The sequence below is a fragment of the Sphingopyxis sp. GW821-FHT10B01 genome (genome assembly GCF_059415685.1).
In genome coordinates, this window is record NZ_JBWKNS010000008.1 from 38,392 (window position 1) to 55,015 (window position 16,624).

Genomic DNA, 16,624 nt, shown 5'->3' on the forward strand with positions numbered 1-16,624 from the left:
TGCGCTGCAACACGAATCTTTGAAATTTTGTTCCAAAGGGGGTCAGGCGTTGCGCAGATACCAATCATAATCGAGCGTCGGTACGACGCCAAAATATCGATCCTGCTCGACACGCTTCACGATGGTGAACATGTCGACGAAGCGCTCGCCCAGATAGTCGCGCATCAGTCCGGACGCGTGGAAGCGATCGACCGCCGCGAACCAGTTCGACGGCGGCTTGTCGTCGGCCGAATTGTCGCGGTCGTATCCGTTGCCGACCACCGCTGCGCCGGGATCGGTCTGGTTTACCATGCCGTGATGCATGCCAGCCAGCACCGCGGCGACCGCCAGATAGGGATTGGCATCGGCGCCGCACGCGCGATGCTCGACATGGCGGCTCGGCGGCGGACCGGCGGGGATGCGGAACGACACGGTGCGGTTGTTGACGCCCCAGGTCGGTGCCACGGGGGCGTAGCTGTTCGCCTTGAAGCGGCGATAGCTGTTGGCGTGCGGGGCGAAGAGCGCGAAGCCGTCGCCGACGCTGCCGATCATGCCGCCGATCGCGTGGCGCAAAGCCGGTGTGCCTTCGGGGTCATCGCTTGCGAAGATGTTGTGGCCCGTGGCATCGTCGACCGAGACATGGATGTGCATGCCGCTGCCCGCCTGTTCGGCGAAGGGCTTGGCCATGAAAGTCGCCTCGAGGCCCTGTTGCTGGGCGATCGCCTTGACGAGGCGCTTATACATGATCGCGTCGTCGCAGGCTCGCAGCGCGTCAGGCTTGTGGCGGAGCGTGAGTTCGAACTGACCGGGCGCGAACTCGGAAATCGCGCTTTCGAGCGGCAGATCCTGCACGTCGGTTGCCGCGTAAAGTGCATCGAAGAAGGGCCGGAAATCGTCGAGTTCGCGAAGACCATAAACCTCGACATTGCGCGGCGTGTCGCGGTTGTAGCCGGGACGCGCGGGGCGGATCGATCCATCGCGGGCGCGGCGCGGGTCGACGAGGTAGAATTCGAGTTCGACCGCGAGCACGGGGGTCAACCCGTCGGCGGTGAAACGATCGATCACACCGCCGAGCACGTGGCGCGGGTCGAGGTCGTGGGGCGTCCCGTCGAGTTCGTAGAAATCGACGAGGAACTGCGCGGCATGGTTGCCGCCCCACGGGGTGCGGACGAGCGTCCCCGGGATCGGTTTCATCGAGCGGTCGGCGTCGCCATCTTCCCAGACGAGCCCGGTTTCGACGGTATCCTGCCCGGTGATGTCGACGACGGTGATCGAGCCGGGGAACATGCGGCCGCTTTCATAGACGGCCATCACCTCATGCTGACGCAGACGCTTGCCGCGCGGGACGCCGGCGAAGTCGGTGTAGATCATTTCGATCGAATCGACGTCGGGGTTCGCCTTGAAAAAGGCCTCGGCTTCCGCACGCGGCGCGATCACGCCCGATGACTTCGACATCGCCCCTCTACTCCTTCAATGCACGTACGCCGTCGGCAAAGGCGCCGACCAGCCGGTCGATCTGATCATCGCCGGTGACCGGGCTCACCAACATCATATTGTGAAACGGCGCCAGCAAAATCCCGCGGTTGGCAAGGAAGAGGTGAAACGCCGCTTCCAGTTCAGGATGCATCGCCGCTTTTGCCTCGCTGCCATTGCGTGGCGGGATAGCGCAGGTCAGAAACTCGACCCGCGCGCCGACCAGCGTCACATGCCAGTCGAGGCCGGCGGCGGCGATTTCCTGTTCCAGCCCTGACACCAACCTTGCGGCGCCACGCAGCATATGCGCGTAAGCGGCGGGGGTGATGACGTCGGACAACATGGCGTCCATCGCGGTAATCGCGAGCGCGTTGGCGGACAGCGTTGTGCCGATGCCGCTATGGCCGGGTGGGCGCGTTTGGTTGAGTGTCGCCATTTGTGCGGCGATCGCCTCGCTGAATCCGTAGACCGCGCAGGGAACGCCGCCGCCGATCGATTTGCCGACGACCATCAGGTCGGGCACGGGGCCGTGCGTGACGCCATGCCCGCCGTAGCCCGACGAGATGGTATGGGTTTCGTCGAAAACCAGCAATGTGCCGGTCTCGTCGCAGAGCCGCCGCAGCGTTGCCAGAAAGCCAGGCGCGTCACGGACCATGCCGACATTGGTCATCACCGGCTCGGCGAGCACGCAGGCGATATCGCCGCGACGGAGCGCGGCCGCCAGCGCTTCCTCGTCGTTGAATTCGATCACGGTCGTCGTGTCGGTGAGGTCGTGGACCTGGCCGACCAGACTTGCGCGCATGACCGGCGCGCTGCGCTTCAGGTCGACGAAGGCGTCGTCGACCGCGCCATGATAGGCGCCGTTGAAGGTCAGGATTTTGGTCCGTCCGCTGATCCCGCGGCACCAGCGGATCACAGCGCGGTTGGCCTCGCTCGCGGTCGTCGTCACCTGCCACGAGGGCAGGCCGAACATCGCTGCAAGCCGCCCGGAGAGCGCCGCGCCGCGTTCGGTGGGGAGCATATAGCTTAGCCCTTCGCGCGCCTGTTTTACGATCGCGGCGGCGAGGGCCGGGGGTGAATGGCCGAACAGGCTCGCCGTGTCGCCAAGGCAGAAGTCGTCATAGGTCTGGCCGTCAATGCTGGTCAGCGTGGCGTCCTTCGCCGAGGCTGCGACGATCGGAACGGGACTTGGCCAGTCGCGCATCCAGTGGAAAGGAACCGACTGGAACCAGCCTTTTGCCGCGAAATGATGCGCAAACGCGCGCGGGTTGGTGGTTCGGAAACGCTCGGTCTCGCGGTTTGCCATCCGCGCAATCGCGCTGTCGGCGATCACCCTATTTTGTCCTTCAAGGCATAATAGAGCAACCCCAGCGTGGCGAGCGGCCGACGCAGCCATTTACCGCCGGGGAAGGGGCGCGAAGGCAGGTTGGCGAGCACGTCGAAGCTTTCGGCGGTCCCGGCCATGGCTTCTGCGATCAACTCGCCGGCGATCGTCGTGACCAGCGCGCCATGGCCCGAAAAGCCGTGGGCATAAAAGACATTCCCGCGCCGCCCGATATGCGGCAACCGATTCATCGTCACCGCGACCGCGCCGCCCCATCCATAGTCGATTTTCGCGTTGGCGATCTGCGGAAAGACCTGCGCCACGAAGGGGCGCACGAACGCCGCAATGTCGCGCGGCGGGGTCTGCGAATAGCGTTCGCCGCCGCCGAAGATCAGGCGCTTGTCGGCCGAGAGGCGGAAATAGTTGAGCACGAAACGGCTGTCGGCGACCGCGGCATCGCTGGGCAGCAGCGCATCGGCGTTTGCCAGCGGCGCGGTCGCGATATTATAGTTCATGATCGGCACGGTGTAGCGGCCAAGACGCGGCTCGCCATCGCGCGTCCAGATATCGCTCATCCAGCTATCGGCCGCCAGAATGACATGACTTGCCCGAATATCCCCGCCCGAAGCGGACACGACCGGTCGGGCCCCGTCCGTGACGCCGAATGCCCGGCAGTCCTCCAATATCGTCACGCCGGCAGCGAGCGCTGCTTTGCCGAGGCCGATTGCATAGTTGATCGGGTGAAAATGACCGCCTTGCTGGTCGTAAATCCCGCCGTGATATAGCTTGCTGCCGATATGTGCGCCCATGTCCGCCTTGGCGACGACATCGCTTTGATAACCGAAGCGTGCCGACAGATATTCGGCCTCGCGTCGCATCGCGTCGAAATTGGCAGGCGTCCATGCCGCTTCGAGATGGCCGGTCTTCAGGTCGCAGCTAATATCATGTTTCTCGATGCGGGCTTTCACGCGGTTCTGGCGCCAGCATAGCTCGAAGAGCGCGTCGGCGCGCTCCGCACCAAAATCCTCTTCCAATTCCGACGCGGTCCAACGAAGGCCAGGGATGAGCTGGCCGCCGTTGCGGCCCGATGCGCCGAAAGCGATCTCTTCCTTTTCGAGCAGGATCACCGAAAAGCCGCGTTCGGCGCAAGCGAGCGCGGCAGACAGGCCGGTGAACCCACCGCCAATGACCACGACATCGCAGTGGCGATCGCCATCCAGCCGCGGCTGCGGAGGCCAGCGATGCGCGCTCCCGCCATAATAGCTGTAGGTCAGCGGATCGGTCATGGCCGTGCGGCGGCTCAGACCCGCATCAACAGATGTTCGCGTTCCCAGCTCGACACGACCGACTGATAATTGAACAGCTCATAATCTTTCACCGCAAAGAAGATTTCGAAGAAATCGTCGCCGAGCAGGTTGCGGACCTTCTTGCACGAACTGAAACGGTCGAGCGCAGCTTCAAGGGTGCGGGGCAGGGTGCGCGCGCGGTTGTAGGCGCTGCCGGTGATCGCTTTCGCTGGCACCATACGGTCGACGACGCCGATATAGCCGCAGATCAGCGACGCCGCGATCGCGAGATAGGGATTGCTGTCGGCGCCCGGCAGGCGGTTTTCGACGCGGCGGTTAGCCTTGTCCGAAATCGGCACGCGGAATCCGCACGAGCGATTATCCTCGCCCCACTGGACGTTGATCGGCGCCGCGCTGTCGGGGCGCATCCGACGGAAGCTGTTCACATTGGGGGCCCACAGCGGCGAGATTTGCGGCATGTAGCGCACCAGTCCCGCGATATAACTGCGGAACATCGCGCTATCGCGGCCATTGGCGGTCGAGAACAGATTCTTGCCGGTGGTAGCATCGACGACCGACTGGTGAATATGCATCGCGCTGCCCGGTTGACCCGCCATCGGATTGGCCATGAAGGTCGCGTAAACGTCATGCTGCTTGGCGACGTTGCGTACGACGCGCTTGAACAGGAACACTTCGTCGGCAAGGCGCAGCGGGTCGCCATGCTCGAAATTGACCTCGAGCTGCGCGGCGCCCATTTCGTGGATCATCGTGTCGATATCGAGTCCCATCAACTCGCAATCGTCATAGATATGATCGATGATGTCTTCATATTCGTTCATCGCCTCGAGCCCGTAAGGCTGGCTCGCCGTCTCGCTCCGCCCCGACTGACCTGTGGGCGGGGTCAATGGAAAATCGGGGTCGGTGTTCTGCGATACGAGATAGAATTCGACCTCGGGCGCAATGATCGGTTTCCAGCCCTTTTCGGCATAAAGCGCGAGCACCTTCTTCAAAATGGTGCGCGGTGCGATGTCGACTTCGCTGCCGTCGCCGTTGAAGGCGTCGGCGATGACGAACGCGGTGGGTGATTTGAAGCCCGGCGCGACGCAGATCGTGCTCGGGTCGGCGATCAAGATCTTGTCGGGATCCTTGTCCCAGATGTCGTCGATGTCTTCGGGATAATGGCCGTCGATCGTGCAGATGAAGACGCTGCCCGGAATGCGTAGCGACTTGTCCTTCACCGATGACAGAAACTTCTTGGCCGGCAGCACCTTGCCGCGCTGGACCCCGTTGATGTCGGGGACGATGCATTCGACTTCGTCGATATTATGGTCGCTGATCCATTGTTCCAGATTGACTGACATGAGCCCCCGATTGGGCCGAGGAACCGGCCCTGTTGTGCGGGGGCAGCGTATCGTGAAGTTGGGCAGAGCGCCAGAGGGGGTCGCTATTCTGCCGGTTTTGGCATGAAACGATGCTGAATTCTTTGCTTGCGCGAAAGCCGGTTGTCATTGCGAGCGAAGCGAAGCAATCTCCAGCTATCGGCCATTCTTCAGGTCGAGAGCTGGAGATTGCTTCGTCGCTGCGCTCCTCGCAATGACAGGTTTAAAGGAGATCGCGATGAAGGGTGACAATGACCAGCTGGCGTCCTTCTGGATGCCCTTTACCGCCAACCGGTCGTACAAAGCGAACCCGCGCCAGCTCGTCTCGGCAAGCGGCATGCATTACCAAAGCGGTGACGGGCGCACGATCCTCGACGGCACGGCGGGGCTGTGGTGCAGCAACGCGGGGCATTGCCGCCCCGAGATTACCGAAGCGATTGCAAAGGCCGCGGCGACGCTGGATTTCGCGCCGACCTTCCAGCTTGGGCATCCGCTTCCGTTCGAGCTCGCGCAGCGTCTTGCCGAGTTGATGCCCGAAGGGCTCGACCGGATATTCTTCACCAACAGCGGCTCCGAATCGGTCGATACGGCGCTGAAAATTGCACTCAATATCCAACGGGCGAGGGGGCAGGGGACGCGTACTCGGCTAATCGGGCGCGAGCGCGGTTATCATGGTACCGGCTTCGGCGGGATCAGCGTCGGCGGGCTCGTCAACAATCGGCGTGCTTTTGGCGTCGGGCTGCCCGGCGTCGATCATCTCCGTCACACGCACGACATCGAACGCAACGCCTTCACGCGGGGTTTTCCGCAGCATGGCGCCGAACTGGCCGAAGACCTTCAGCGGCTCGTCGACCTGCATGGGGCCGATACGATCGCGGCGGTGATCGTCGAACCGATGGCGGGTTCGACGGGCGTACTCGTGCCACCCGTTGGTTATCTCCAGCGCCTGCGCGAGATTTGCGACAAGCATGGCATCATCTTGATCTTTGACGAAGTGATCACCGCCTTCGGCCGCGTCGGCGGCGCAACCGCGGCGGGACAGTGGGGCGTGACGCCCGACATCATCACGATGGCAAAGGGGCTGACCAACGCCGCGGTGCCGATGGGTGCTGTCGCGGTAAAGCGCGAACTGCACGATGCCGTGATCGACAGCGTGCCGGGCGGGATCGAGCTGTTCCACGGTTACACCTATTCGGGGCATCCGCTGGCGAGCGCCGCGGGCCTCGCGACGCTGGATCTTTATGCGCGGGACGGCCTGTTTGCCCGTGCGAATGACCTGGCTTTATACTGGGAAGATGCGGCGCATAGCCTGAAAGGACGACGCCATATCATCGACATCCGCACGATCGGGCTGGTGGCGGGCATCGAACTGGAACCGCGCTCCGGTGCCCCGACCGCGCGTGCGATGGAATTGTTCCACGCCTGTTTTGACAATGGATTGCTCGTTCGTGCGACTGGCGACATCATTGCGCTGTCGCCGCCGCTGATCGTCGAGAAGGAGCAGGTCGACGAGATGTTCGGTAAAATCGGCGATCTGCTCGATCGCATCGACTGACAGGAGTCCCGTCAGTCGGCGATGGCGTTCGCTTCGGCGTTTGCTTCTGCCTTGGCGGCCGCGACGGCAACCTGCCGCGCGCGCGTGGCTTCGGTCTGGATCAGACGTTCGGCCATCGTGCGCCACGCCTGTTCGGCGCGCAGATTGCGGTCACGGACCTGCGACAAGCTGCTTTCCGCCGCGTCCGACGCGCACTTATCCGCCTGAATCAGGTAGAAATCGCTGGTGTTCGACATGGCGGAAATCCTTGGAGTTGCAGGTGGTAGAAGGGCCGGACTGTAAAGTTAAAGTCAGTCGACCATTTGAGCGATCAAGCGGCGCAGTTCACGTCGCGACAGCGTCGGCGATCGCCGTGCTGGTTTGTCGGCCCGCGCATCAATTGCGGAATAGGGCCGAAGGAGGGAGGGAAATGCATTCAATGTAAAGTTCATAATATCCTGTAGTTTATTCTGTTTTTGGTTGTTTGAAATCAGCGTCGATTGCCCTTGCGGGGACCGCCGCCGGCTGGACCGGCGCCGCGATCACGATAGATGATGCGACCCTTGGTCAGGTCATACGGCGTCATCTCGACGCGAACGGCATCGCCTACGACCGACCGGATGCGAAAGCGTCGCATCCGGCCTGCGGTATAAGCGATGATCCGATGATCATTTTCCAGAACGACGCCGAAGCGCCCGTCCGGGAGAATTTCATCGATCTGGCCGTCGAGGGTTAGAAGTTCCTCTTTGGCCAAAGATCAGGCCGATTGGATGTTGACGGCGGAAACTTTGCCGCGCTGGTCGGTTTCAACATCGTAGGAAACGCGCTGATCCTTGTTCAGCGTCGACATCCCGGCGCGTTCGAGGGCGGTGATATGGACGAAATTATCGCCCGAGCCGTCTTCGTTGGCGATGAAGCCATAGCCTTTGTCGGTGTTGAAGAATTTTACAGTGCCGATGGGCATGGGATTGTTCCTTTCACGGAATGGGAATTGCCACCGGCTTATGCTGGTGGCGCCAGGTAGCGTGAGGAGGGACGTGTCCGCCATTCAGGCAAAGAAATCCGTCGAAAGCGACGATAGCCTGTCGAAGATGGGCGTTCACATGCGAAAAGTCAAGGTTAGGCTAGGATTCGCGCTTGGAGGCCGTCGCTATCAGCCCGCGACGCTGAGCGGAAAAGTTACCGAAACCCGCGTTCCCTTGCCGACTTCGCTGTCGATATCGAGTTGGCCCTGATGGCGTTCGCTGATGTGCTTGACGATGGCGAGGCCAAGGCCTGTGCCGCCCACAGACCGGCTTCGCGCTTCGTCGACGCGATAGAAGCGCTCGGTCAGGCGGGGCAAATGGTCGGGGGCGATGCCGTCGCCTTCATCGCGGACGGACAACCGCACGCGTTTGCCCTCATGCGCCAGTTCGACCGTCACGGGCGTGTCGGCGTGTCCGTATTTCATGGCGTTCGAGATGATGTTGTGCGCGGCTTGTTTCAACTGCGCTTCGTCGCCGAGTATCACCAACGGATCGCCGCCCAGTTCCGCGACGATGTCTTTGGCACGTGCATGCTCGCTATCGCGCAGTTGCGCGATCGTGGTCCGGACGATGTCGGTCAGGTCGACGGGAGTCGTCGGGCGGCGAAAGCGGTCGGCCTCGACCCGCGAGATCGACAGAAGATCGATGACCAGCTGCTGCATCCGTCGTGCTTCGCGCTCGATGATCGCAAGAAAACGGTCGCGGGTCGGCGCGTCGGCCTCGCCGTTCATTTCCTGCAGCGTTTCGACATAGCCGAGGATCGCAGCAAGCGGAGTGCGCAGTTCGTGGCTTGCATTGGCGACGAAATCGGACCGCATCCGGTCGGCCGCGTCGATCGCAGAGCGGTCGGACAGGAAGATGATATATTCGCTTCCCGACAAAGCGGCGATCCGCATCGTCCAGCGCTGGCCCGGACGCGGAAAGTCGATGAGGTCGACTGTGTCGAGCGGGGCGTTTTCATCGATGCGCGATAGCCGGTCGGTTGCCGCGGGATGACGGACGGCGGTGCGGACGTCCGCCCCGACGATGTGGCGGCCGAGCAGCCGGATCGCAGCGTCGTTGGCGATGGTCACGATATTGTCGGCCGTGCCGATCAGCGGCTCCTTTTCCTGATCGACCCAATGCGCGAAATCGGGATGGCGGAGCAAGGAAACGACCGGAGCGTCGGCAGGCGGCAACCCTGTGCCCTGGGTGTCGGGCAGCGCTGCAGGTAGGGCGCTGTAAACGGTGGCGGCCGCGACGAAACCGGCGAGCACCATGATAGCGATCGACAGCGGATCGCCCCCCGACAGCGTGGCAAAAATCGCCGCAATGGCGACCAGCGTCAGGGCGATGACCAGGCTGGACAGACGATCGAACATCGCCGCTGCGCCTCGCATGACAAGGTGGCGAGTGCAAGGATGTTTGCAGCCGTTAACGCTCGATGCCTGGATGTCCCAAAGAGGGAAGGTCGAAGCAGCGCGCGGTCTTTTGCTTTTCCTTGTGCGCCTGTTGGGTTATGCGCCGACCATGGAAAATAGCGACATTCCCGACGGCAACGCCGATGAAACCGCCGAAGCCACGCCCTCGCGACGCAAGATGCTGGCGCTTGGTGCTGTCGGTGTGTCGGCCGCTTTGACGATCCGTCCCGCCTTCGCACAAACCGCGGTGTCGGTGATGAATTGCCAGATCCCAGTCCCGGGGCCGACGGGGGCGGGCAAATATATCGATACTTCGGGCAAGCTGGTCCCGCCGGGGACGAAGGGCGCCTTTGCCGGATTTCCGCGCCCGTTCACGGGTGAGGAAGTCAAGCGCGCCTTCCGCGGCCAGACGCTGCCCGGCACAACGTACAATCAGTCACAAGCCTATCTGCAATATATCCGGCGCTTGCAGGCAGGGCAGAGCGGCTTTACCTGTTTCGCATCGATCACGACGTCGCGCTGATTTTCGCTCCCTTGCGGCGATGTCGGTTCAGCCGCATCGTCAGCCAGAGGAGTTTTCGTGAAACTAGCTTCGCTCAAACAAGGCCGCGACGGGCGCCTGGTCGTCGTATCGGACGATCTTGCCTGGTATGCCGACGCTGGGCAGATCGTCCCGACGATGCAAGCTGCGCTCGACAATTGGGCCTATGCCGCACCGCGCCTCGCCGCATTGGCAGAAGATCTTAATCACGATGCTATCCCGAAAGAGCGCTTTCACGAGCGCGAGGCGGCTTCGCCGCTGTCACGCGCCTACCAATGGGCTGACGGAAGCGCCTATGTGAACCATGTCGCGCTGGTGCGACAGGCGCGCGGTGCCGAAATGCCCGACAGCTTCTGGCACGATCCGTTGATGTATCAGGGTGGTAGCGATGCCTTTCTGCCCCCGCGCGACCCGATCCCGCTCGGTGATCCCGCATGGGGGTGCGACATGGAGGCCGAAGTGGTGGTTGTGACAGGTGACGTGCCCGCGGGGATCGACGCGGTCGCGGCGCGTGACAAGATCCTGCTTGTCGGCCTTACCAACGACGTGTCGCTGCGCGGTCTGATCCCGGCCGAGCTTGCCAAGGGCTTCGGCTTTTTCCAGTCCAAGCCGTCGAGCGCGATGTCGCCCGTTTTTGTGACACCCGATGCACTTGGCGAACGATGGAAGGATGGCAAGCTGCACGGCGCGCTTTGTGTCGACTTCAACGGTCAGCCGCTTGGCCGTGCGGATGCCGGGGTCGACATGACGTTCGACTTTGGGCAGCTCATTGCCCATGCGGCAAAAACCCGCGATCTGGGCGCCGGAACGATCATCGGGTCGGGGACTGTATCGAATCGCGACAGCAACGGCGGGCCGGGCAAGCCGATCGCCGCCGGCGGGCTGGGGTATAGCTGTCTGGCCGAGGTCCGGACGGTTGAGACGATTCAGTACGGTGAGGCGAAGACGTCATTCATGCAAAAGGGCGATATCGTCCGCATCTGGATGGACGACGATCGGCACCACAGCATCTTCGGCGCGATCGAACAGACCGTCGGTGGATGATAGAATCAGGGGCGGAATCGCTTCCGCCCCTGATTGATGTGTTTGCTGTCGGTACGGCGATCAGCCGCCGCCACCGAAGCTGCCGCCGGTCATGGCGTCGCTCAGCGAGCAGGCCGCTGGGCCGAGAATGACGATGAAAAGGCACGGCAGGATAAACAGGATAAGGGGCACCGTCATGATCGCGGGCAGACGCGCGGCCTTTTCCTCGGCGCGCATCATGCGCTCGTTGCGGAATTCGGCCGACAGCACACGCAGCGCGCTGGCGAGCGGCGTGCCGTATTTCTCGGTCTGGATCATAGTCGTGACTACACCCTTCACCGATTCCAGATCGACGCGATAAGCGAGGTTTTCGAACGCTTGGCGACGCTCGGTTAGGAAGCTCAGCTCGATCGACGTCAGCGCGAACTCTTCTCCGAGTTCGGGATAGGCACGTCCCAGCTCTTTCGACACCCTTGCAAAGGCGGTGTCAACCGTCAGACCGGCCTCGGCGCAGATGACGAGCAGATCGAGCGCGTCGGGAAGACCTTTGCGGATCGCGTCGGTGCGCTTCGCGCGCTTGTTCTGCACGAACAGATCGGGTGCTTTGTAGCCGAGTATCAAAGCAGCCATAGTAAAGCCTGACCGTTTGAAAGGCGTCATGTCGGGCCAGGTATCCATCCCATAGATCAGGAAAATAGCGAGGCCGCCGAATATGATCGGCAGGACCATGCGGCCGAAAATGACTGCTACGGCCAAGTCTTTCGACCGGATGCCAGCCTGTGCCAGCTTCTGCTGAACATCCTTGATCTGCTCTTCCTGAAGCACCTGAAGCTTGCCCAGAAAGGTGCGCATCTTATCGGCGTGCTGGTTCTTGCGAACCAGTTTGGCGCGGCGCTTCGTGGTCGAGGCGGTGATGCCGGCTTTCAATTGCTCGCGGCGGTCGTTCAGCGCCTTGACGCGTTTGGTCATCGGGTTCCGAACAGTGAGCGCACCGTAGATGGCGAACAATACGGCGAAGACGCCAACCGCCGCCAGCAGTGTGCCTACCCATATGACGTCGACGCCGAGCAGCGTCGGGCCGCGTTGGGCACCGGTGAAGGCCGAGGAGAGAAGGAGGCTGCTGTTCACTTGTTTTTGCCCCCTCAGATTTCGAAACTGATCATTTTGGCCATGATACCGACCCCGATGCTCATCCAGACAAGGCCACCCAAACCGGTAATGATCAGTCGCTGTTCATAGAAAAAACCTGCGAGATAATCAGGATTCATCATCCAGACGATGCCGAACACGAAAAAAGGAAGCGCGCCGACGATATAGGCCGATGCCTTCGCTTCCGATGACATCGCGCGAATTTTCAGTTTCATCTGCGCGCGCTTGCGCAATACTTCGGACAGATTGGCCAGTGTCTCTGCCAGATTGCCGCCGGTTTCGCGCTGGATCTGGATCGTGATGCAAAAGAACTGGAATTCGGGCGTGCCGAGCATTTCCGCCGATTCTTGCAGCGCCGCTTCCATCGTGTTGCCGATGCGGATGCGCTCGACGACACTTTTGAATTCTTCGCCGACGGGCCCCGGCAGTTCCTGGCTAACCACTTGAAACGTCTCAGTGACCGGAAGGCCCGACTTCAGGCCGCGCACGAGGAGGTCGATTGCGTCCGGAAAGCGGGCATTGAATTTGGCGACGCGCTTTTTAATGGCCCTGCCGACGACAAGATACGGCAAGCCGAGGCTGATCATCAGGCCGAGGAGCACGGCCATCAAAAATGGCGCCCGCATGACCAGCATCCCGCCAGTTGCAACCACGAACACCGCCATCGACACGAACAAATACTGGTTGAGGGTCCAGCTCTTGCCCGTTCGGCGTATCCGTTTTTCCAGTTCTTCGCGCCGCGGCAGCAAGTTGGCCAGCGTTGAATTACCGTTGGCGCCCGATGCGATGGTCTTGCGCATCTGGGCGGCGACCACTGCTTCGGTCGAGGCTGCATGGCGGTCTTTGAGCATTGCCAGTCGCCGCGTCTTTGCCTTGCCGACCGACGGCCCGCCGAGCAGGACTACGAGCATCGTGAAGGCCAGGAAGGCCCCGGCGATGATAAGGATGACTGGCAGATTCATGGTCAGCTGATGTCCGCTTCTATCGCTGGAGGTGGTGACGGTGCGTCAGGCGCGCCGTCATGCCGCCTGTTTCGCGCCCTTTTTCATCAGGCCGAGCTTGCCGAGCAGCGATCCACCCGATTTGCTCTTTCCGACGGCAACCTTTGCCTCCTCGACTTCGACGTCGGCGCCATCGAGGATGAGGCGCATCAGGTTGTTCCATATTTGCGCCGACTTCGTGCCCTTGCAGGTTTCGGCATAAGATTTGCCGAGCTTTGCCGCCTGGCTGACCAGTTTCGGGTCGAACGGAATGACGACGTCGATCTGGCGCTCGATCGAGGATTCGAATTCCTTGCGCGACAGTTCGCCTATTGCGTTCTGGAACTTGTTGGCGACCAGCACCACGCGTGCACCCGGAATATTCTGTTTGAACCAGGACAGAAGGCGAATGGTATCGCGGGCCGCGGCGAGAGTCACATCGCTGACGAGCAAGATCGTCCCCGCTTCCGACACAAGATGCGGGAAGGGGATCAGAACCTGTCGCGGAATGTCGACGATCGTCATTTCGAACGCGTTGCGAAGCTCCTCTTCCAGTTGGAAGAAGGCCGAACCGTCGGTCATCACCGGCTGATGGATGGGCGCTTCGGCTGACAGCAGGCTGAGCTTGTCCGACGCACGCACCATCGCCCGTTCGATGAATAGCCCGTCGATGCGGCTGGGGTTGTCGATCGCGTCGATCAGGCCGCGACCGGGTTCGAGGTCGAGCGTCAGCGCTCCCGTGCCGAAATGGACATCCAGATCGAGCAAAGCTGTCTGGCGGCCTGCCTGTTCGCTGACCGCCCAAGCGAGCGACGTTGCCACGAGCGACGCACCTACGCCGCCGCGCACGCCGACGACGGCCATCATATGATGCGGCTTGTCGTCGTGCATGTCGGAATGCTTCGGCGCCGAGAGCATCGCCTGCGCCATGGTCAGCGATTCGCGCACCTGGTCAAGCGACAGCGGTTTCAGCAGATAATCCTGGATTCCGCTCGACAGAAGGTCGCGGTAGAGGCGAACGTCGTTCACCTGTCCGGCAGCGATCACGACCGTGCCGGGTTCGCAGACTTCGGCCAGTGCGTTGATGTCGTTGATCGGATCACCCGATTCGGACATGTCGACGAAAAGAATGTTCGGGCTGGCCGATACGGACAGCGATTGCACGGCGTTGCGCAGGCCGCCCTTGTTACATTTTTCGATCGGCCAGCCCATGTCGTTGGCCGCCGTGCGGATCAGTTCCAGCGTATCTTCGTCGCAGACGAAAGCACTGAAAGGATCGCGCAGTCCTGCTGATTTGAAAGGAGCGTTCACTTGCTGCCTCCGCTGGTTGATTCGCCGCGCAGTTCGCCGGCGCCGGTCTGGGGTTTCGTGCGATAAGTCTTGATCGCCCGCGTGGCCGCGGCGGGATCGTGACCGGTGTCGCGGGCTCCCTTGATCAGGTCGTTGGGATCGGCGACCATTGCGGCGAGGTTACTGTTGACCGCGCACCCGTAGTTCGACGACGTTGAGTTGGTGGGATTGATGGAGGATTTGCTTTCCCAGTTGGGGCAGCCCGGCACCGAAGCCGAAGCACGCGTCACAACGATACGCAGATGTCCCTCGGGAACCGTGCCGGTGGTCACCGGAACATCGTTGCTGAGTAATAGCCCGCGGCGCCCGATCATGGACCGGACCGTTGCCTGTGCCGAGTTGGCGCCATACGCGGACGGATCCTCGATCGCGATGCGATCACCATAGCGGACACCCATCGCGTCGAACCAGTCTTGCAGGCGACCCTGTTCGCTGGGGGGCAATTCGCCGTTCGAAGCTGCAATATCGAACTGATAGATGCTGTTGCGAACGAGGGGTTGATGAACCGAGTCAAGGCTGCGGTTGCTGACGGCCGCACCGGTGCAGCCGGCGAGCGACGTGGCCAGAGCCAGGATCGTCCAAGTTGCGATTTTTTTCATCACTTTGCTCCTGAAACCGAACGCGTCACTTGATGCTGAAGCCGGGCGACGCGTCGCCACCGGGCCGCGGGCGATCGGCATCGCCAATGTTGGTGTCGAGCCGCGGCTTCGGTCGGTCCCCGCCAGTCACGCCGTCGCTCGTCTGGTTGCCCAGAATGCGCTGTAGATCGTTGGAGTCCTGAAAGGCATCGGTGGGCAGCTTGATGTCGTTCGCCGACACCGGCTGAACGAGATAGGGGGTCACGACGATGACCAGTTCGGTTTCGCCGCGACGGAAGCTGTCCGATTTGAACAACATGCCAAGTAACGGAACATCGCCGAGGCCGGGTAGCTTGTCGATCGCACCGATCGAACGGTTGTTGATCAGCCCCGCGATCATAAAGCTTTCGCCAGAACCGAGCTCGACGGTCGTTTCCGCACGGCGGATGGTCAGTGCGGGGACCTGAAACCCTTGCATCTCGATCGCGCCTTCGGTTGACAGCTCGGATACTTCGGGACGGACGCGCAGGCTGATCCGGCCGTTCGACAGCACGGTCGGCGTGTAGGAGAGGCTGACACCATATTTGCGATATTCGATCGTTGTGCTGGCGAAATTGCCGGGGATCGGAACCGGGAACTCGCCGCCCGCCAGGAAATCGGCGGTTTCGCCCGATATGGCGGTCAGGTTGGGCTGCGCCAGTGTCGCAACCAGCCCCGACCGTTCGCCGATATCAAGCGAGGCCATCAGGTCGAGCCCGAACAGTCGGCCAGCACCAGCGAGGCTCCGCTTGTCGGCTGGCGCGTTGAATTGATAGTTGGTCCCCAGCGTCGTTCCGTTGATCGGCAGGCCGGTGACCGGATTATAGGGTCGAGGAACCGGGCTGCCCGGAAACACTGCGGTCGGAGCGGGGATGTCGGTGATCGTACCCGGGCTGCGGCCGCCGAACACGCCACCGAGAAAGCCGTTGCCCAACACGCCATCCTTGTCGCGGGTCAACAGGTTGCCGCTGATTTCCTTTACCAGCGAGCGGTTCACTTCGGCGATGCGGACCTGCAGATTGACCTGCAGCGGCGTGGCCGTACGGAGGCGCGACAGCACCTTGGTGGTATCGCCGACGAACGCTTGCACCAGCCGTTCGGCTTCGGCGGCATCGTCGGGCGACTGGACCGTGCCGGTAAGCAGCACAAAGCCGTTCATTGTATTCGCCGAAATGCTGGCGTCCGGCATCGCAAGCGACAGCATCTGGTCGATCGTCTCAATATTGTTGCCAACGCGCGCGACGGTCGAAAAAACGACCCGACCGCTGGCGTCGGTGGCATAGATGCTGGTTTCGCCGGGCTTCTTCCCGAATATATAGAGTTGACGGTTCGACCGGACCTGAACGTCGGCGACAGCGTCATCGGCGACGAAGATGTCGGACATCGAAGCGGGAAGGCTGACCAGACGGCCGCGGCCCACCGACAGGTCGATGCTGCCGTTGGCGCTCTGGACGGCTTGTGCGATTGCGGGCTGCGAAGGTGCCGCCGCCAGCGTGGCCGCGAGGAGGCCGATGGCGAGGGTGCGGACCAGTGCGACCGCCTGGAAATTGGCTTTTCTGTTCAT

General features: G+C 61.9%; 16 protein-coding genes. 3 read left to right on the forward strand and 13 right to left on the reverse strand.

Annotated features, from left to right (window positions below; genetic code table 11):
• Nucleotides 1–42: 42 nt before the first annotated feature.
• Genes AC07NV_RS20870 through AC07NV_RS20885 form a run of 4 tightly spaced genes read right to left on the reverse strand, consistent with a single transcriptional unit; the run spans nucleotide 43 to nucleotide 5,423 of the window.
• Nucleotides 43–1,434 carry a glutamine synthetase family protein gene (locus AC07NV_RS20870; RefSeq protein ID WP_495168310.1) on the reverse strand — a complete coding sequence of 464 codons (1,392 nt, stop codon included), beginning with the start codon at nucleotides 1,432–1,434 and terminating at the stop codon, nucleotides 43–45.
• Between the two features lie 7 nt (nucleotides 1,435–1,441).
• On the reverse strand, nucleotides 1,442–2,785 hold the full coding sequence (locus AC07NV_RS20875; RefSeq protein WP_495168311.1) for an aspartate aminotransferase family protein: 1,344 nt from the start codon (nucleotides 2,783–2,785) through the stop codon (nucleotides 1,442–1,444).
• Nucleotides 2,782–4,062, reverse strand: a complete 1,281-nt coding sequence (locus AC07NV_RS20880; protein ID WP_495168312.1) for an NAD(P)/FAD-dependent oxidoreductase — start codon at nucleotides 4,060–4,062, stop codon at nucleotides 2,782–2,784. The genes AC07NV_RS20875 and AC07NV_RS20880 overlap by 4 nt, the downstream gene beginning before the upstream one ends.
• A 14-nt stretch (nucleotides 4,063–4,076) precedes the next feature.
• Nucleotides 4,077–5,423: a glutamine synthetase family protein gene (locus AC07NV_RS20885; protein WP_495168313.1), complete on the reverse strand. Its 1,347-nt coding sequence runs from the start codon at nucleotides 5,421–5,423 to the stop codon at nucleotides 4,077–4,079.
• Nucleotides 5,424–5,679: 256 nt separating this feature from the next.
• Here AC07NV_RS20885 and aptA point away from each other — a divergent pair, with 256 nt between their 5' ends.
• Nucleotides 5,680–6,996 (forward strand): omega-aminotransferase AptA, encoded by a 1,317-nt coding sequence (gene aptA, locus AC07NV_RS20890; RefSeq protein ID WP_495168314.1) that lies wholly within the window; start codon nucleotides 5,680–5,682, stop codon nucleotides 6,994–6,996.
• 11 nt (nucleotides 6,997–7,007) lie between these two features.
• Here aptA and AC07NV_RS20895 read toward each other — a convergent pair whose 3' ends face one another.
• From AC07NV_RS20895 to AC07NV_RS20910, 4 genes are all read right to left on the reverse strand, one after another.
• Complete coding sequence (locus AC07NV_RS20895; RefSeq protein WP_495168315.1) at nucleotides 7,008–7,232, reverse strand: hypothetical protein; 225 nt, start codon at nucleotides 7,230–7,232, stop codon at nucleotides 7,008–7,010.
• A 233-nt stretch (nucleotides 7,233–7,465) separates the two neighbouring features.
• Complete coding sequence (gene infA, locus AC07NV_RS20900; RefSeq protein WP_058538445.1) at nucleotides 7,466–7,729, reverse strand: translation initiation factor IF-1; 264 nt, start codon at nucleotides 7,727–7,729, stop codon at nucleotides 7,466–7,468.
• A gap of 3 nt (nucleotides 7,730–7,732) precedes the next feature.
• Nucleotides 7,733–7,939: a cold-shock protein gene (locus tag AC07NV_RS20905; protein ID WP_487791416.1), complete on the reverse strand. Its 207-nt coding sequence runs from the start codon at nucleotides 7,937–7,939 to the stop codon at nucleotides 7,733–7,735.
• A gap of 189 nt (nucleotides 7,940–8,128) precedes the next feature.
• Nucleotides 8,129–9,361: a sensor histidine kinase gene (locus AC07NV_RS20910; RefSeq protein ID WP_495168316.1), complete on the reverse strand. Its 1,233-nt coding sequence runs from the start codon at nucleotides 9,359–9,361 to the stop codon at nucleotides 8,129–8,131.
• A 148-nt stretch (nucleotides 9,362–9,509) separates the two neighbouring features.
• Here AC07NV_RS20910 and AC07NV_RS20915 point away from each other — a divergent pair, with 148 nt between their 5' ends.
• Together AC07NV_RS20915 and AC07NV_RS20920 are read left to right on the forward strand one after the other, a co-directional pair.
• Nucleotides 9,510–9,923: a hypothetical protein gene (locus AC07NV_RS20915; RefSeq protein ID WP_495168508.1), complete on the forward strand. Its 414-nt coding sequence runs from the start codon at nucleotides 9,510–9,512 to the stop codon at nucleotides 9,921–9,923.
• 57 nt (nucleotides 9,924–9,980) lie between these two features.
• Complete coding sequence (locus AC07NV_RS20920; protein ID WP_495168317.1) at nucleotides 9,981–10,985, forward strand: fumarylacetoacetate hydrolase family protein; 1,005 nt, start codon at nucleotides 9,981–9,983, stop codon at nucleotides 10,983–10,985.
• 60 nt (nucleotides 10,986–11,045) lie between these two features.
• Here AC07NV_RS20920 and AC07NV_RS20925 read toward each other — a convergent pair whose 3' ends face one another.
• Genes AC07NV_RS20925 through AC07NV_RS20945 form a run of 5 tightly spaced genes read right to left on the reverse strand, consistent with a single transcriptional unit; the run spans nucleotide 11,046 to nucleotide 16,624 of the window.
• Nucleotides 11,046–12,092: a type II secretion system F family protein gene (locus AC07NV_RS20925; protein ID WP_495168318.1), complete on the reverse strand. Its 1,047-nt coding sequence runs from the start codon at nucleotides 12,090–12,092 to the stop codon at nucleotides 11,046–11,048.
• A 14-nt stretch (nucleotides 12,093–12,106) separates the two neighbouring features.
• Nucleotides 12,107–13,075, reverse strand: a complete 969-nt coding sequence (locus tag AC07NV_RS20930) for a type II secretion system F family protein (protein WP_495168319.1) — start codon at nucleotides 13,073–13,075, stop codon at nucleotides 12,107–12,109.
• Nucleotides 13,076–13,132: 57 nt separating this feature from the next.
• Nucleotides 13,133–14,404: a CpaE/TadZ family protein gene (locus AC07NV_RS20935; RefSeq protein WP_495168320.1), complete on the reverse strand. Its 1,272-nt coding sequence runs from the start codon at nucleotides 14,402–14,404 to the stop codon at nucleotides 13,133–13,135.
• Complete coding sequence (locus AC07NV_RS20940) at nucleotides 14,401–15,042, reverse strand: CpaD family pilus assembly protein (protein WP_495168321.1); 642 nt, start codon at nucleotides 15,040–15,042, stop codon at nucleotides 14,401–14,403. Before AC07NV_RS20940 ends, AC07NV_RS20935 begins: the two co-directional genes overlap by 4 nt.
• Before the next feature lie 25 nt (nucleotides 15,043–15,067).
• Nucleotides 15,068–16,624 (reverse strand): type II and III secretion system protein family protein, encoded by a 1,557-nt coding sequence (locus AC07NV_RS20945; RefSeq protein ID WP_495168322.1) that lies wholly within the window; start codon nucleotides 16,622–16,624, stop codon nucleotides 15,068–15,070.

Excerpts from the sequence above, each read along its gene's own strand:
- AC07NV_RS20870 (WP_495168310.1), bottom strand. The coding sequence starts at position 1,434 with ATGTCGAAGTCATCGGGCGTGATCGCGCCGCGTGCGGAAGCCGAGGCC.
- AC07NV_RS20880 (WP_495168312.1), bottom strand. The coding sequence starts at position 4,062 with ATGACCGATCCGCTGACCTACAGCTATTATGGCGGGAGCGCGCATCGC.
- AC07NV_RS20885 (WP_495168313.1), bottom strand. The coding sequence starts at position 5,423 with ATGTCAGTCAATCTGGAACAATGGATCAGCGACCATAATATCGACGAA.
- aptA (WP_495168314.1), top strand. The coding sequence starts at position 5,680 with ATGAAGGGTGACAATGACCAGCTGGCGTCCTTCTGGATGCCCTTTACC.
- AC07NV_RS20895 (WP_495168315.1), bottom strand. The coding sequence starts at position 7,232 with ATGTCGAACACCAGCGATTTCTACCTGATTCAGGCGGATAAGTGCGCG.
- AC07NV_RS20905 (WP_487791416.1), bottom strand. The coding sequence starts at position 7,939 with ATGCCCATCGGCACTGTAAAATTCTTCAACACCGACAAAGGCTATGGC.
- AC07NV_RS20910 (WP_495168316.1), bottom strand. The coding sequence starts at position 9,361 with ATGTTCGATCGTCTGTCCAGCCTGGTCATCGCCCTGACGCTGGTCGCC.
- AC07NV_RS20915 (WP_495168508.1), top strand. The coding sequence starts at position 9,510 with ATGGAAAATAGCGACATTCCCGACGGCAACGCCGATGAAACCGCCGAA.
- AC07NV_RS20930 (WP_495168319.1), bottom strand. The coding sequence starts at position 13,075 with ATGAATCTGCCAGTCATCCTTATCATCGCCGGGGCCTTCCTGGCCTTC.
- AC07NV_RS20940 (WP_495168321.1), bottom strand. The coding sequence starts at position 15,042 with ATGAAAAAAATCGCAACTTGGACGATCCTGGCTCTGGCCACGTCGCTC.
- AC07NV_RS20945 (WP_495168322.1), bottom strand. The coding sequence starts at position 16,624 with ATGAACAGAAAAGCCAATTTCCAGGCGGTCGCACTGGTCCGCACCCTC.